Source organism: Streptomyces sp. SID5910, assembly GCF_009862125.1.
Taxonomy (GTDB): Bacteria; Actinomycetota; Actinomycetes; order Streptomycetales; family Streptomycetaceae; genus Streptomyces.
The window spans coordinates 1-14,507 of the sequence record NZ_WWHX01000610.1 but is presented as its reverse complement, the minus strand read 5'-3'; the positions used below and the strand labels follow the sequence as shown (position 1 = coordinate 14,507).

14 protein-coding genes are annotated in these 14,507 nt (G+C 73.2%); 3 read left to right on the top strand and 11 right to left on the bottom strand.

All coding sequences use genetic code 11. From position 1 onward, the window contains the following. The 4 genes from GTW67_RS21225 to relB form a co-directional block, all read right to left on the bottom strand. Positions 1-956, bottom strand: a 956-nt coding sequence (locus GTW67_RS21225; protein WP_202437498.1) for a GTP-binding protein, incomplete at its 3' end; no start/stop codon positions are given. A 5-nt stretch (positions 957-961) separates the two neighbouring features. Continuing rightward, complete coding sequence (gene selA, locus GTW67_RS21220) at positions 962-2,275, bottom strand: L-seryl-tRNA(Sec) selenium transferase (RefSeq protein ID WP_346010707.1); 1,314 nt, start codon at positions 2,273-2,275, stop codon at positions 962-964. A gap of 95 nt (positions 2,276-2,370) precedes the next feature. After that, positions 2,371-3,243, bottom strand: coding sequence for a class I SAM-dependent methyltransferase (locus GTW67_RS21215; RefSeq protein ID WP_161166387.1), 873 nt, complete (start codon positions 3,241-3,243; stop codon positions 2,371-2,373). A 93-nt stretch (positions 3,244-3,336) separates the two neighbouring features. After that, the gene (gene relB, locus GTW67_RS21210; RefSeq protein ID WP_161166386.1) at positions 3,337-3,945 is read right to left on the bottom strand and encodes a type II toxin-antitoxin system RelB family anti-toxin; all 609 of its coding nucleotides are present in this window, start codon (positions 3,943-3,945) and stop codon (positions 3,337-3,339) included. An 86-nt stretch (positions 3,946-4,031) separates the two neighbouring features. On the opposite strand from relB, the gene GTW67_RS21205 reads away from it, so the two are divergent. Further along, the gene (locus GTW67_RS21205; RefSeq protein ID WP_161166385.1) at positions 4,032-4,697 is read left to right on the top strand and encodes a GntR family transcriptional regulator; all 666 of its coding nucleotides are present in this window, start codon (positions 4,032-4,034) and stop codon (positions 4,695-4,697) included. A gap of 40 nt (positions 4,698-4,737) precedes the next feature. Here the strand turns inward: GTW67_RS21205 and GTW67_RS21200 are convergent, their stop codons facing one another. The 4 genes from GTW67_RS21200 to GTW67_RS21185 are packed head-to-tail and all read right to left on the bottom strand — an operon-like array spanning position 4,738 to position 9,807. Further along, entirely contained in the window at positions 4,738-5,376 is a 639-nt protein-coding gene (locus tag GTW67_RS21200) for a sarcosine oxidase subunit gamma (RefSeq protein WP_161166384.1), read from the bottom strand. Continuing rightward, the gene (locus tag GTW67_RS21195) at positions 5,369-8,254 is read right to left on the bottom strand and encodes a sarcosine oxidase subunit alpha family protein (RefSeq protein ID WP_161166383.1); all 2,886 of its coding nucleotides are present in this window, start codon (positions 8,252-8,254) and stop codon (positions 5,369-5,371) included. Before GTW67_RS21195 ends, GTW67_RS21200 begins: the two co-directional genes overlap by 8 nt. Then, entirely contained in the window at positions 8,251-8,571 is a 321-nt protein-coding gene (locus GTW67_RS21190) for a sarcosine oxidase subunit delta family protein (RefSeq protein WP_161166382.1), read from the bottom strand. The genes GTW67_RS21195 and GTW67_RS21190 overlap by 4 nt, the downstream gene beginning before the upstream one ends. A 12-nt stretch (positions 8,572-8,583) precedes the next feature. Then, positions 8,584-9,807, bottom strand: a complete 1,224-nt coding sequence (locus GTW67_RS21185) for a sarcosine oxidase subunit beta family protein (RefSeq protein ID WP_161166381.1) — start codon at positions 9,805-9,807, stop codon at positions 8,584-8,586. A gap of 189 nt (positions 9,808-9,996) precedes the next feature. On the opposite strand from GTW67_RS21185, the gene GTW67_RS21180 reads away from it, so the two are divergent. Next, a complete protein-coding gene (locus tag GTW67_RS21180) occupies positions 9,997-10,482 on the top strand; it encodes a DUF2975 domain-containing protein (RefSeq protein WP_161166380.1) in 486 nt (161 codons plus the stop codon). Next, positions 10,482-10,739: a helix-turn-helix domain-containing protein gene (locus tag GTW67_RS21175; RefSeq protein WP_161166379.1), complete on the top strand. Its 258-nt coding sequence runs from the start codon at positions 10,482-10,484 to the stop codon at positions 10,737-10,739. The genes GTW67_RS21180 and GTW67_RS21175 overlap by 1 nt, the downstream gene beginning before the upstream one ends. Here the strand turns inward: GTW67_RS21175 and GTW67_RS38205 are convergent. The 3 genes from GTW67_RS38205 to GTW67_RS21160 form a co-directional block, all read right to left on the bottom strand. Then, positions 10,733-11,839 carry an FUSC family protein gene (locus tag GTW67_RS38205; RefSeq protein WP_161166378.1) on the bottom strand — a complete coding sequence of 369 codons (1,107 nt, stop codon included), beginning with the start codon at positions 11,837-11,839 and terminating at the stop codon, positions 10,733-10,735. The genes GTW67_RS21175 and GTW67_RS38205 overlap by 7 nt on opposite strands. Positions 11,840-11,857: 18 nt before the next feature. Further along, a complete protein-coding gene (gene zwf, locus GTW67_RS21165) occupies positions 11,858-13,291 on the bottom strand; it encodes a glucose-6-phosphate dehydrogenase (protein ID WP_161166377.1) in 1,434 nt (477 codons plus the stop codon). Between the two features lie 22 nt (positions 13,292-13,313). Continuing rightward, a partial coding sequence (locus GTW67_RS21160; RefSeq protein ID WP_161166376.1) for a sugar porter family MFS transporter occupies positions 13,314-14,507 on the bottom strand: 1,194 nt, incomplete at its 5' end.

Below are 14,507 nucleotides of genomic sequence, written 5' to 3'. Positions count from 1 at the left end.
TGGTCACCGACGCGCAGGGGCAGCGGGCGGGCGAGGGTCAGCCTCGCCGTGTCCTCACCGAGCGGGCGGACGGTCGCCGGCACCGCGGCCGTGCCGATGTGCAGGGTGGACGTCCGGGGCAGAGCGTCGACCGGTTCGCCGGTGACGCGGACGTCGGTCAGCGTGGTGAGCAGCCAGCGGTCCGGCGACAGCAGGACCTGGCCCCGGCGCAGGGTGCCGTCGGCGGCTCCGTGCACGTCGACCGCGACGCGGGCCACGCCGCTCACGGTGGTGCGATCCTCGTGCAGGCACTGCATCCCGCGCACCCGCAGCTCACCCGTGCCGTCCCCCACGAGCAGCCGGTCGCCGACGCGCAGCGTGCCCGCGCCGAGCGTGCCGGTCACGATCGTGCCGCGTCCGCGCACCGTGAAGGCCCGATCCAGCCACAGCCGTACGTCGGCGTCGGCCGGCGGCGCGGGCAGGGACCGGGCCAGCCGCCCCAACTCCCCGCGCAGCTCGTCGAGTCCGGCGCCGGTCACGGAACTCACCGCGACGGACGGCACCTTGCCGAGGGAGGTCGCGGCGAGGCGTTCGACGGCGTCGGCCCGTACGGGCTCGGGGTCGGCGAGGTCGCTGCGGGTGACGGCGAGGACGGCGTGCCGGACGCCGAGGGCGTCGATGATCGCGAGGTGTTCCCGCGACTGCTGCTGCCAGCCCTGGTCGGCGGCGACGACGAAGAGCACGGCGGGCACCGGTCCGACGCCGGCCAGCATGGTGGCGACGAAGCGCTCGTGCCCGGGCACGTCCACGAAGGCGAGGTCCCCGTCCTCCTCGGTCCGGGTCCAGACGAAGCCGAGGTCCAGGGTGAGGCCGCGGCGGCGCTCCTCCTCCTGGCGGTCGGGTTCCATGCCCGTCAGCGCCCGTACCAGGGCGGACTTGCCGTGGTCGACGTGACCGGCGGTGGCCACCACCCGCATGCCGCCTACCTCTCCGCCGCGGCGCGTACGGCCTCGGCCAGCAGTTCGTCGTCCTCCGCCGGTACGGCGCGCAGGTCGAGCAGGCACCGGCCGCCCTCCAGGCGCCCCACCACGGGGATCCGTCCGGTGCGCAGCGCGGTGGCGTAGGCCTCGGGCAGGGACAGGGCGGCGCTGGGCAGGGTGACGCCGGGGGCGCCGCCGCCGCCCACCGTCGCCTCGCTCGCAACGGCCCGCGCGTCGACGCCGGCGGCGCCGTCGGCGCCCAGTGCGGCGGCCAGCCGTTCGGCGCGCTGCCGCAGCAGTGCCGGGTCGGCGGCCAGGGCGTCGGCGGTCGGGGTGCCGGGGCCGGTCAGGGTCGCTTGGAGGGCGGCGAGGGTCAGCTTATCCACGCGCAGGGCGCGGGCGAGGGGGTGCCGGGACACCGTGCGCACGAGGTCGTCGCCGCCGAGCAGCAGTCCGCACTGGGGTCCGCCGAGCAGTTTGTCGCCGCTCGCCGTCACCAGGGCGGCGCCGGAGCGCAGTTGGCTCTCGGCGTCCGGCTCCTCGGGCAGCAGCGGGTGGGGTGCGAGCAGCCCGGAGCCGATGTCGACGACGACCGGGACGCCCAGCGCGGCCAGTTCGGCGGTGCCGGCGGCGCGGGTGAAGCCGGTGATGCGGAAGTTGGAGGGGTGCACCTTCAGGACGAAGCCCGTGTCCGGGCCGAGGGCGTCGGCGTAGTCGGCGACGGTGGTGCGGTTGGTGGTGCCGACCTCGCGCAGCCGGGCGCCGGTCGACACCAGCAGGTCGGGCAGGCGGAAACCGTCCCCGATCTCCACCATCTCCCCGCGGCTGATGACGATCTCCCGGCCGGCGGCGAGCGCGGTCGCCGCCAACACCAGTGCGGCGGCACCGTTGTTGACGACGTGCACGGCACCGGCCGAGGGCACGCGGGCGCGCAGCGCGGCCAGTGCGGTACGTCCACGGCGGGCGCGTACACCGGTGTGCAGGTCGAGTTCGACGTCCGTCGGCCCGGCGGCCTGCCGCACGGCGTCGCGGGCCGCCGCGGAGAGCGATGCCCGGCCGAGGTTGGTGTGCAGCAGCACGCCGGTCGCGTTGATCACCGGCCGCAGTCCGCCGGCCGTCCGCGGCAGGAGGGCGAGGGCCGCGTCCGCGACGTCCTCGGGCGGGAGCGTCCCGCGGCGGGCCCGGTCCTGGGCCTGCCGGACGGCCGACTTCACCGTGTCGGCGCCGAGCCGGCCGACGGCCTCCGCGAGCCGCGGGTCCCGCAGCAGGGCGTCGGTGCGGGGGATGCGCCGCCGGGTGTCCGTCGCCTGCTCCACGTGCCCTCCCTGTCCCGTGTCCGCCCGGGGAAGCCCCCATCGTCCCCCAGTGCCCCGCACGGGTGTCACGACACGCCGGGGCCCGGTCCTCGCCGTCAGGGGCGGCGGGCGGCCCAGGCGGTGCGTTCGGTGCGTACCGTCAGGTCGTCGCGGCGCAGGACGCTGTGCGCGCCGTCGGTGTCGAGGAGTTGGTCGAGCGCGGTGAGGTCGTCCGGGGCGATCCTGTCGGCGACGGCGCCGCGGATGCGCCGCAGGACGCCGAGGGCGTAGCGGCCGACGGCTTCGTCACGGGTGCCGTCGATGTCGACGGTGAGGGTGCGTTCGCCCTCGACGGTGAATCCGGCGGCGGTCAGCATCGGGCCCCAGTCGGCGCCGCGGTGCGGCATGAGTTCGTCGTGCAGGCGGTCGGCCGCGGCGTGGACGCGTTCTTCCAGGCCGGGCCGGTCCTCGGGGGCGTCGGCGGGCAGGAAGCGGGGCTGGCCGGCCAGCTCCACGACGGCGAACAGGCCGCCGGGCGCCAGCAGCTGGTGGACGGCGCGCAGTGCGCGGTCGGGGTGGGCCACGTGGTGCATCGAGGCCGACGCCCACACCAGGTCCGGTGCGCCGAGATCGGGCCAGGCCGCCTCGTCGAGGTCGGCCTGCACGGTGCGGACGCGCCCCTGGGCGCCGCGGGCGCACGCCTTGGTGCGCAGGCGCTGGAGGTGCTCGGCGGACGCGTCGACGGCGGTGACGTGCGCGTCGGGGAAGCGGTCGAGGAGCGCGAAGGTGCCCGCCCCCGTGCCGCAGCCCAGGTCCACGATGTGGTGCGGGCCGGTCTCCAGCGGCAGCCAGGCCATGAGGGAGGCGGTGTGTTCGGCGAGGACCTCGGCGTCCAGGTCGAGGATCTCCGCCTGATCGTCGGACGTGGGCTCGTGATGGTGGCCGTGCGGAGCGCCGTGGTGGGGGGCGTGCGGGTCTGCGTGGTTCATGCGCTTCACGTTAGGACGGCCATGCGCCTGCGGCACGCACTGTCCCGGTTCACGCAAGACGATGGCCGAAGGTGCTGCCCGACGCGCAAGAGGTCACCGCCGGGAGGGTGCCGCGAGGCCCGTGTCGTCGTCGCCGTCGCGCTGGTGGCCGCGGCGGGCGTCGCGGTCGAAGATGCCCATGATCTCGCAGGGTCCGCCCTCGGCGCCGATCGCGTGCGGCATCATCGTGGGGAACTCGGCCGCCTGGTTGGTCTCCAGGCGGAAGCGGCGGTGGCCGAGCATGAGGACCGCCGTGCCGGACAGGACGACGAGCCATTCACGCCCCGGGTGCGCCCGCATGCGCGCCGGGTTGTCGGGCGGCGGCTCGGTCATGCGCTGACGCACCACGCTCATCCCGGGGTCCGCCTTGACGGTCCAGCGCATCCGGCCGTGGGCGCTGTCGACGGTCGGACTGGTGACGACGTCGTCGGCGGCGGTCTCCACGAGCTGGTCCAGCGTGGTGTCCAGGGCGCGGGCGAGCGTGACGAGCTGGTCCAGGGCGAGGCGGCGCTGACCGTTCTCGATGCGGCTCAGCGAGGACTGGCTGAGGTGGGCGCGGGAGGCCAGCTCCTCCAGCGACCAGCCCTGCGCCACCCGCAGGGCACGGAGGCGCTTGCGGACGAGGCCGTCCAGATCACCGTCGTCTTGCGTCATGAGCAACATCGTATGCCCTCACCGCAAACCGGGGGCGGTCGAAATACCTCTACCGCAGGGACTGACATATCAATTCCGTGGCTAAGCTGACCGGCATGGCTACCCGCTCCACCACGTCGTCCCGGGCGCCCCTCCAGGGCCAGTCGCTGGCCGCGCAGGCGTACACGGCGATCCGGGATCTCATCATCACGTTGGAGATCAGCCCCGGCGCGCCCATCAGCGCGGACGATCTGACGCGCAGGCTCGGCCTGGGCCGTACGCCGGTCCATCAGGCGCTCAAGCGGCTCGAGTCGGAGAGCCTCGTGGTGGTGTTCCCCCGCCGGGGGACGTTCGCGACGGAGGTGAACATCACCGACCTCGCGCTGGTCACGGACGTCCGGCTGCAACTCGAAGGGCACGCCGCCCACTGTGCCGCGAAGCGGCGGACCCGGGCGGAGCAGGACGAACTGCGGGAGCTGCTGAGGACGCTCGGCGGTGCCGGCGACGCCGGCCACGACCTGATGGCCCTGGACACCGAGGTGCACCGGACGATCTACCGCTGCGCGCACAACAAGTACCTCGAAGCGACCCTGGAGCAGTACTACAACCTCCAGCTCCGCATCTGGTACCTGTTCCTCGACCGGCTGCCGCACGTCTCCGAACACGTCGCGGGGCACCGGGCGCTGCTGGAGGCCGTCATCGAGGGCGACGCGGACCGGGCGCGGCGCATCGCCCGCGAGCACGTGTCCGGGTTCGAGGCGGAGGTCCGCTCGGTCCTGTGAGCCGGCGCCCGCTGGCGCTCGCGCCCCTCGCCGAGTGCCGTCAGGGCACCTCGGGGTGCGCGTACTCGGCCATCGCGTCGATGAGCCAGCGGGTCAGGTGGTCGGCGAAGGAGGCGCGCGGAAGCAGGCGGTAGGCGGGGGCGGCGGGTTCCTCTCCGGTCTGCCAGAGCACGACCGGGACCGGTCCGACCTGGGTGACGAGGGCGCTGCCGGGGGCGAAGGAGCGGGGGTGCAGGTCCAGCGGGCAGCCCTTCTCCAGGACGTGCCGGGCGAACGGGCCGGACAGGGCGAGGGTGGTGCGGTTCGCTGAGACGTCCACCACCGAGCCGGCGGCTCCGTGGTCACCGGTGAGTGCCCGGCGCAGTTCGTCAGTGAGGGCTCCCGGCTCGTCGTCGCCGGAGACGACGAGCCATTCGTCGGGGCCGAGCCACAGTGCCGTACGCGCGCCGGCCCGCGCCGTGTCGCCGCAGCGTGTCGGCAGTGCGGCGCCCAGGACCTTGCCGACGCGGTCGGCCGCCGGGCCGGCCGGGTCGACGCGCAGGGCGGTCATGGTGAGGAAGGGCAGTTCGGCCAGGCGCACGGCGGGGGTGGAGGCCGCGCGGATCCGGTCGTGGAGGTGGTGCAGGGGGCTGCGGCGCAGGTGCGCCGGGCCGGGGGCGGTCGTCGTCGGCTCAGCCATCTCGCTTCGTCCCTTCGGGGTCGTACAGCACGGGTTCGGCGACCTGGACGGGCACGAGCGTGTCGCCGACCGGGGCGAGCAGGGTCTCGCCGATCCGGTCGCGGCCGCCCTTGACGAGGGCGAGCGCGAAGGGCCGGCCGAGTGCCTGGCTGTGGTAGCTGGACGTGACGTGGCCGAGCATCGGCACGGGACGCGTATCCAGGGCGGCGTCCCGCGCGACGAGCTGGGTGCCCTCGGGCAGCCGGGTCGTCCGGTCGGCGGGCAGCAGCCCGACCAGGTGCTTGCGGTCGGCCCGTGCGGTGTCCGGGCGGGAGAAGGAGCGGTTGCCGATGAAGTCCTTGCGCCGGGACACGACCCAGGACATGCCCGCGTCGTGCGGGGTGACCGTGCCGTCGGTGTCCTGGCCGACGATGATGAAGCCCTTCTCGGCCCGCAGCACGTGCATCGTCTCGGTGCCGTAGGGCGTGATGCCGTACGGCTGCCCGGCCGCGTGCACCTGCTCCCAGACGGCGAGTCCGTACCAGGCGGAGACGTTGATCTCGTAGGCCAGGTCTCCGGAGAACGAGATACGGCAGATCCGGGCGGGCACGCCCGAGGCCAGGGTCGTCTCGCGGAAGGCCATGAAGGGGAACGCCTCGTTGGACAGGTCGACGCCGGGCGCGATCCGTGCGACGACCTCGCGCGACCCGGGCCCGACGACGGCGACCGTCACCCACTGCTCGGTCACCGAGGTGCAGTGCACGTCGAGTTCGGGCCACTCGGTCTGGAGCCACTCCTCCAGCCACTCCAGGACGTGCGCGGCGCCGCCGGTCGTGGTGGTCATGAAGTAGCGGCCCTCGTCGAGGCGGAGGGTCACACCGTCGTCGAAGATCATGCCGTCCGGCCTGCACATGACGCCGTAGCGGGCCGTGCCGGGCTTGAGCTTCTTGAAGGCATTGGTGTAGATCCGGTCGAGGAACTCGCCGGCGTCCGCGCCCCAGATCTCGATCTTGCCGAGGGTGGAGGCGTCCATGAAGGCCACGCCTTCGCGGGCCGCGCGGCACTCGCGGGCCACCGCCGCGTCCATGTCCTCGCCGGGCAGCGGGTAGTACCGGGGGCGCTTCCACTGGCCGACGTCCTCGAACTCCGCGCCGTGCGCGACGTGCCAGGGGTGGATGGGGGTCGTGCGCTCGGGTTCGAACAGGTCGCCGCGTGCGCGTCCGGCGAGGGCCGCGAAGGCGACCGGTGTGTAGGGCGCGCGGTAGGCGGTGGTGCCGATCTCCCCGGGCGTGGCCCCGCCGCCGAGGGCGGCCGCGATCACGCCGATGGCGTTGACGCCGGAGGTCTTGCCCTGGTCGTGGGCGGTGCCGAGCGAGGTGTAGCGCTTGACGTGCTCGACGCTGCGCATCCCGGCGCCGGTGGAGCGCCACACGTCGGCGACGGTGACGTCCCGCTGGTGGTCGACGAAGTGCCGGTCCCAGCCGGCGGGTTCGGTGCCGTCGACGCCGGGCACGAGCCACAGGGCGCGCACGGGGCCCGCAGTCTGCCGCCGCCCTTCGTACGGTGCGACGGCCGCCGCCACCGGGTGTCCGGCGTCCCCTGCCGCCTCGGCCCCCGCCGTGGCGCCGTCCGCCACGCAGCCGTCCACGTCGTACGTGCCGCGCGCGGCGCCGGCGATGCGCTGGCCGGTGACGGCTCCGTCGGGCAGGAAGGCCGCCGACTCCTCGTCCCAGCGCAGGGTGCCCTGGCGCTGGCTGTGCAGGTGCACCACCGGGCTCCAGCCGCCGGACACGGCGAGCAGATCGCAGGCGTACGCCCGTGTGTCCCCCACGAGCCGGTCGTCGGCGTCGAGGGCGCCGACGGTGACGCCCTCGACGCGGCTCTCTCCGTCGGTGTCGACGACCGCGCTGCCGGTGAGCACGCGCACCCCGGTGGCCCGCGCCACCTCGGCCGCCCGGTCGGACAGCCCGGGGCGCGCGTCCACGACGACGGGCACCTGGACGCCCGCGGCGTGCAGGTCGGCGACCGTGTCGTAGGCGCTGTCGTTCGTGGTGCTCACGACGACGCGTGAGCCGGGCGTCACGGCATAGCGGTTGAGGTACGTACGCACCGCCGAGGCGAGCATGACGCCGGGCCGGTCGTTCCCAGCGAAGACGAGGGGGCGTTCGTGGGCGCCGGTGGCCAGTACCACCTGGCGGGCCCTGATGTGCCACAGCCGCTGACGCGAGACGCCCTCGGGTGCGTCGGCGCCGAGGTGGCCGGTGCGCTTCTGGAGGGCCAGGACGTAGTTGCCGTCGTAGGCGCCGAACGCCGTGGTGCGGCGCAGCACGGTCGCCTCCGGTACGGTCTCGACGGCGGCAACGGTGTCGGCCAGCCAGTCGGCGGCCGGTCGTCCGCCGATCGTGCCGGTGCGTTCGGAGAGCAGGGAGCCGCCCGGTTCGGGCTGGTCGTCCAGGAGGAGGACCCGGGCCCCGGAGCGGGCGGCGGTGGCGGCCGCCGCCAGTCCGGCCGGTCCCGCGCCGACGACCAGGACGTCGGTGTGCACGTACTTCTTGTCGTACACGGCCCGGTCGGGGGCGGGGTCGAGGCGGCCGAGCCCGGACAGGGTGGTGGCGGTCAGTCCGTCGTACAGCTCGACGGTGGTCGCGGGGAGCATGCTCTCCGCGCACGGGCCCGCCACGTGCAGCAGGGCGTTGGGCTCCTCGACGCCGGCCGCGACGATGCCGCGCGGGCGCTTCCGGTGGATCGACGGGGCGACGCCGGTCACGCCGCAGGCGAGCATGGCGGAGGCGACGGTGTCGCCGGGGTGGCCGGTCAGCTCACGTCCGTCGACGGTGAAGCGCAGTTCGGTGCGGCGGTCGATACGGCCGCCGTGGGGCAGCCGGTGGTCCTGGGTCATCGGTTCCCTCCGGCCGGTGCGGCGGGCTCGTGCGGTGCGGAACGGATCCCGGGCCGGGGCTCGTCGAGCCGGTACGTCGCGAGGACGCGGTAACTCGCGGTGTCGCGCAGCGCGTTGAACCAGCGGCGGCAGCCGGTGCGGTGCATCCACCGCTCGGCGAAGGGTCCCTCGGGGTTGTCGCGGTAGAACACGTACCGCGCCCACTCCTCGTCGGTGAGGTCGTCGGGGCGTTCGGGGTAGGGGACGTGGGCCTGTCCCCCGTAGTGGTACTCGGTCTCGTCGCGCGGCCCGCACCACGGGCAGTCGATCAGCAGCACGGCCTGCTCCTCTCAGTGGGCCACGGCGGCGGCGCCGTGTTCGTCGATCAGGGCTCCGGTGGTGAAGCGTTCGAGGGCGAAGGGGGCGCTGATCGGGTGGGCCTCGCCGGTGGCCAGGGTGTGGGCGAAGGTCCAGCCGGCCGCCGGGGTGGCCTTGAAACCGCCGGTGCCCCAGCCGCAGTTGACGTAGAGGTTCTCCACGGGCGTGGCGCCGATGACCGGCGACGCGTCGGGGGTGACGTCGACGATGCCGCCCCAGGTCCGCAGCACATGGGCGCGGGCGAAGACCGGGAAGAGTTCGACGGCCGCCGCCATCTGCTGCTCGATGACGTGGAAGGCGCCGCGCCGGCCGTAGCCGTTGTACGCGTCGACGCCCGCGCCGAGGACGAGTTCGCCCTTGTGCGCCTGGGAGACGTACACGTGCACGGCGTTGGACATCACGACGGTGGGGTGCACCGGCTCGTACAGCTCCGAGACCAGGGCCTGGAGCGGATGGGACTGGACGGGGAGGCGGACACCGGCGCGTTCGGCGAGGACGCTGCTGTGTCCGGCGGCGGCGAGGCCGACCCGCCCGGCCGAGATGCGGCCCCGGCTGGTGTCGACGCCGGTGACCCGGCCGTCGGAGTCCTTGACGAAGCCGTTGACCTCGCAGCCCTGGATCAGGTCCACGCCCAGCTCGTCGGCCCGCCGGGCGAGCGCCCAGGCGACGTGGTCGTGCTTGGCGATGCCGGCGCGCGGCTGGTAGGTGGCGCCGAGCACGGGATAGCGGGTGTCCGGGGAGACGTCGATGATCGGGCAGACCTCGGCGACCTCGTCCGGTCCGAGCCATTCGGCGTCGATGCCGTTGAGCTTGTTGGCCTCCACGCGGCGGACGCCGTCGCGGACGTCCTGGAGGCTGTGGGCGAGGTTGAGCACGCCGCGCTGGCTGAACAGGAAGTCGTAGTCGAGTTCGGCCGGCAGCCCTTCCCAGAGCGTGAGGGCGTGCTCGTACATCGCCGCGCTCTCGTCCCACAGGTAGTTGGAGCGGATGATGGTGGTGTTGCGGGCCATGTTGCCGCCCGCCAGCCAGCCCTTCTCCAGCACGGCCACGTCGGTGATGCCGTGGTTCCTGGCCAGGTAGTAGGCGGTGGCCAGGCCGTGGCCGCCCGCGCCGACGATGACGACGTCGTACGCGCGCTTGGGCTCGGGGGTGCGCCAGAGCCAGTCGGGGTGCTCGGGCAGGGGTGCCGTGCTCATCCGGCGGCTCCGTTCGCGGGGGGGGCGGGTCAGGGGGCTCCTTCAGAACTGCACACTGATATTTCAGTTGGCGGCAAAGCTAGGACCGTCGCGGTGGAGCGTCAACCCCCTAATCGCCGCCACCCACTTGCTCGACCTATCGAAAGTCGATAGATTCTCATCGTAATTCGTGGGTGAAAGAGGTGGATCGTGGGAAAGCTGACCGTGAATGTGCTGCGCGCCGTGCTCGTGGTGGTGCTCGTCGGCACCGTCTTCGTGCAGGTGTCGATGGTGTGGGCGCTGGCCGCCGACCCGGAGACGGGGACGCTCCCCCTCACCTCTTTCCGGGTGATCACGATCCTGGGCATGGTGACGGCGCAGGTCGCCCTGGTCTGCATCTGGCGGCTGGTGACGATGGTGCGGCGCGGAACGGTGTTCTCCGAGGCCGCCTTCCGGTACGTGAACGGGATGACCGGTGCCTTCGTGGCGGCGGCCCTCCTGTGGTTCACGGTCACGGCCCTCAACGCACCGGGGCAGCGGGAGGATCCGGGCGTGACCGTCATCATGGCCGGGATCGGCGTGGCCGTTCTGGGCGTCGCGCTGATCGTGCATGTGCTGCGGATGCTGCTCGCTCAGGCCGTCGCGCGTGACGTCGAGGCGTCGCGGATGCAGGCCGAGCTCGCCGAGGTGATCTGATGCCGATCGCCGTCGACATCGACGTGATGCTGGCCAGGCGCAAGATGTCCGTGGGCGAACTCGCGGAGCGCGTCGGCATCACGCCCACCAACCTGGCCGTCCTCAAGAACGGCCGCGCCAAGGCGGTGCGCTTCGCGACGCTCGCCGCGCTCTGCGAGGCGCTGGAGTGCCAGCCCGGAGACCTGCTGCGCTGGGAGCCCGAGGACGAGCCGTCGGACGCGGCGGACGGAGCGCGGCCCGCGGCAGCCGCTCACTGAGACGGGCCCCGGCGCCGTGAGCGGGGTGACCACCGCAGTCTCGGCGCCACGCTGACGGGGACATCGGTGGCCCCCTCGCGCAGGGCGGTCTCGGCCTCGTCGACGTCGGCGCCCGCGAAGACCAGGATGTCCCCGGCCACCAGCCGCGCGCTCTCCAGCACGGCGACCGGGAGGGCCGGGCCTCCCTCCGCGTCCGGGGCGCCCCGGACGACGGCGAGGGTGCGGTGGGCCGCGCGCTGCCGTACGGCGTGGTTCGCCGGGGCCCTCGCCAGCGCCGCCAGGACCTCGGACAGGCCCCGCACCGTGTGGGCGACGCTCCGCCGGTGCCGCGTGTCGAGGGCCGAGGCGCCGCGGATGAGAGTGAGGCAGCTGTTGCCCAGCAGGTCCAGGTACTTCGTGGTCGCGATCTCCTGGACGACGGGCTCGCGCCGGCCCCGCCACAGCAGGGTGCGCCGGGCGACCGCGACGACGTCGTCCCGGGTGCCGGCGAGGTCGTACAGCAGCGTGTAGATGGGACGCAGCTCCTCCCACGGCGGGGCGCCCCGCTCCTCCCCGGCCTCGTCCAGGGCGCGCGCCGTCAGGTCCAGGGCGCGGCCCAGCCCCTCCAGCGTGGCGGTCTCGGCGCGTCTCAGCAGGGCCAGCGGGTGCGGCGGGAAGAGGAGCTGGCTGAACACGAGCGCCACCCCGGCCCCGAGCAGCGCGTCCAGTACCCGGTCGATGCCCGCCTGCTGTCCGGACGCGACGGAGATCACCGCCCCCACGGCGGCCTGGGCCATGGTGATGCGCTCCCCGTCGATGACCAGGGCGACGAGCAACGCGCACAGGACGGCCGCGCCGACGGACAGGGCGTTGTGGTCGAGGAGACGCAAGGCCAGCTGGCCGACGACGACCCCCGCGACGACCCCGGCCAGGACCCGTACGGCGTTGGTGCCCCGTCCTCCGACGGGCGTGTTGAGCGCGACGAGGGTGGCGATCGGGGCGAAGAGCGGGACGTGGTGGTCGAAGACGCTTCTGGCGATCCACCAGGAGAGCGCGGCGGCCACGGCCTGCTGGAGCACGGGCCACAGATTGTCCCGGACGCGCAGCCACGCCTCGTGCATCGCTGTCCGCGCCCGTGTTCAGTGCACGTGGCCGTCGTCGAACAGGCGGGGGCCCAGCTCGTGCCAGCTCCGCAGGCCGGGGAGCCGGCCCGCCGCTTCGGGGCCCCAGCTTCCCCGCGCGTACGGCAGGGGCGGATCCGCGGCGTCGAGCACCGGTTCCACGATGCGCCAGCACTCCAGGATGGCGGGGAAGAAGGCGAAGCACTCGGGATCGCCCTCGACGGCGCCGTACAGGATGTTCTCGTACGGCAGCTCCTGCCGTCCCAGCACCTGCGCGTAGTCGACGCCGATGGGGACGGTCATCGGCCCGGTGCCCTTCTCGGGCTTGCTCACCATCAGGTCGGCCCTGATGCCGGTGTCACCGTCGATGCGGAAGCGGATGAGGTTCGGGGGTGTGCGCGCGTGCTCGCCGCCGAAGAGTTCCAGGGGCGGTTCGCGCAGCTCGACCACGACCTCGGTGGCGGTGACGGCCAGCGCCTTGCCGCTGCGGAGGTAGAAGGGCACGCCCGACCAGCGCCAGTTGTCGACGAACAGGCGGGTCGCGAAGTATGTCTCCGTGGTGGAGTCCGGCTGGACGCCCTCGACGTCCCGGTAGCCGTCGTACTGGCCGCGGACGGTGTCGGCGGGGTCCATGGTGCGGGTCGCGTGCAGGACCCGCCACTTCTCCAGGCCCTGTGCCCGGGCGTTGCCGGCGCTCGGCGGTTCCATCGCGAGGAAGGCCAGGACCTGAAGCATGTGGTTCTGGACCACGTCGCGCAGGCAGCCCACCTTGTCGTAGAAGGAACCCCGGTCGGCGACGTCGAAGTCCTCGGCGAGGGTGATCTGGACGTTGTCCACGTAGGCGCGGTGCCAGATCGGGGCCAGCAGCGTGTTGGCGAACCGGGAGACCATCAGGCTCTCCACCGCGCGGTTGCCCAGGAAGTGGTCGACGCGCAGCAGATGGTCGTCGTCGAAGTGGGTGCTCAGCTCCGCCTGGAGCCTGCGCGCGGAGTCGAGGTCGTCGCCGAACGGCTTCTCCACCACCAGACGGGCGTCGCGGTTCAGGCCCGCCGTGGCCAGCGCGGCGGCGACCACGGTGAACAGCGACGGGGGGATCGCCAGATAGTGCGTCACGAATCCGAACCCCGCCACGGCCTCGCGCAGCCGGGTGAAGGTGGTGGCGTCGGCGAAGTCGCCGGTGATGATGGACAGCCGCTCCGCGAACCGGGCGAAGACCGCCTCGTCGATGTCCGTGCCCGCGGCGACGACCGCCTCCCGCGCGTGCTTGCGCAGCGCGTCGTCGTCCCAGTCGCCGGCGCCCACACCGATGACGGGCACGGTCAGCCTGCCGGACTCGGTGAGGCGGTACAGGGCGGGCAGCAGCATCTTCTTGGCGAGGTCGCCGGTGATGCCGAAGAGCACCAGGGCGTCGGCGCGTTCCATGTCGGGCGGGCTGAGCAGGGTGTCGCTCATCGCGAGCGTCCTTTCGCGGAGGTCATCGCGTGCGGGCGTCCGTCGCCGGCGCCGACGCGTCGGGCTCGTGTCCGAAGCGGGACTGGAGGGCCGACTGGACCTGTTCGGCGTCGCGTCCGCGGGTCTCGGGCAGATAGCGGCCGACGAAGAGGAACGCGACCACACAGATGCCGGCGAAGATCCAGAAGGTCTCGCCCTGGCCGATCGCCGAGGCCAGCGGCAGGAAGGCGAGGCTGACGAGGAAGTTGGACACCCAGTTGACCGCCGTGGCCACGCTCGACCCCTCGGCGCGCACGGAGGGCGGGAAGATCTCACCGAGCAGCGTCCAGAAGACGGGCCCGAGGCCGCCCGCGTACGCCGCGATGTAGACGACCATGAACAGCAGCGTCAGCACCGAGTTCATGCCGACCACGAACGCGAGGCCGAGCAGGAAGATGGTGACCGCCATGAGGCCCAGCGAGACCAGGACCAGGATGCGGCGGCCCGCCCGGTCGACCAGACGGATCGCCACCAGCGTCATGACGAGGTTGATCACGCCGATGAACACCGAGTAGAAGATGGAGTTCGACGCGTTGAGACCGGTCTGCTGAATGATGGTCGGGGCGTAGTAGATGATCGTGTTGATGCCGCCGAACTGCTGCACCGCGGCGAGCGTGAGGCCCACGACGAGGGCCGGCCGCACATCGGGGGCGAGGAGTCCCTTGGCTCCGTGGCCGCCCGCCCCGGAGTCCCCGGTCTGCTTCTCGCGCTCCTCGGCGATCCGCTGCTGTGCCCGGGCGACCAGCCGGTCCGCCGTGTCCTCGTCGATGACCGAGGCGATCCCCTTGCGCGCCCGGTCGGCCTGGCCGTGGGAGATGAGCCACTGCGGGGACTCGGGAAGCAGCCACAGGGTGGCGGCCACCATGAGGGCGGCCGGGACCGCGCCGACGGCGAACATGGCCCGCCACATCTCGCTGCGCGAGAAGGCCAGGTTGACCAGGTAGGCGATCAGGATGCCGAGCGTGATCATCAGCTGGTTCATGGTGAGCAGCCGGCCGCGGATCTTCGTCGGGGAGATCTCGGACAGGTAGACCGGTACCGTCGCCGACGCCGCGCCGACCGCGAGGCCGAGGACGATCCGTCCCGCCATCAGCATCGGGTAGCCGCTCGCCGCGCTCGCGATCGCCGTGCCGATGATGAACACCACGCCGATCGTGCCCAGGGCCTTGCGCCGGCC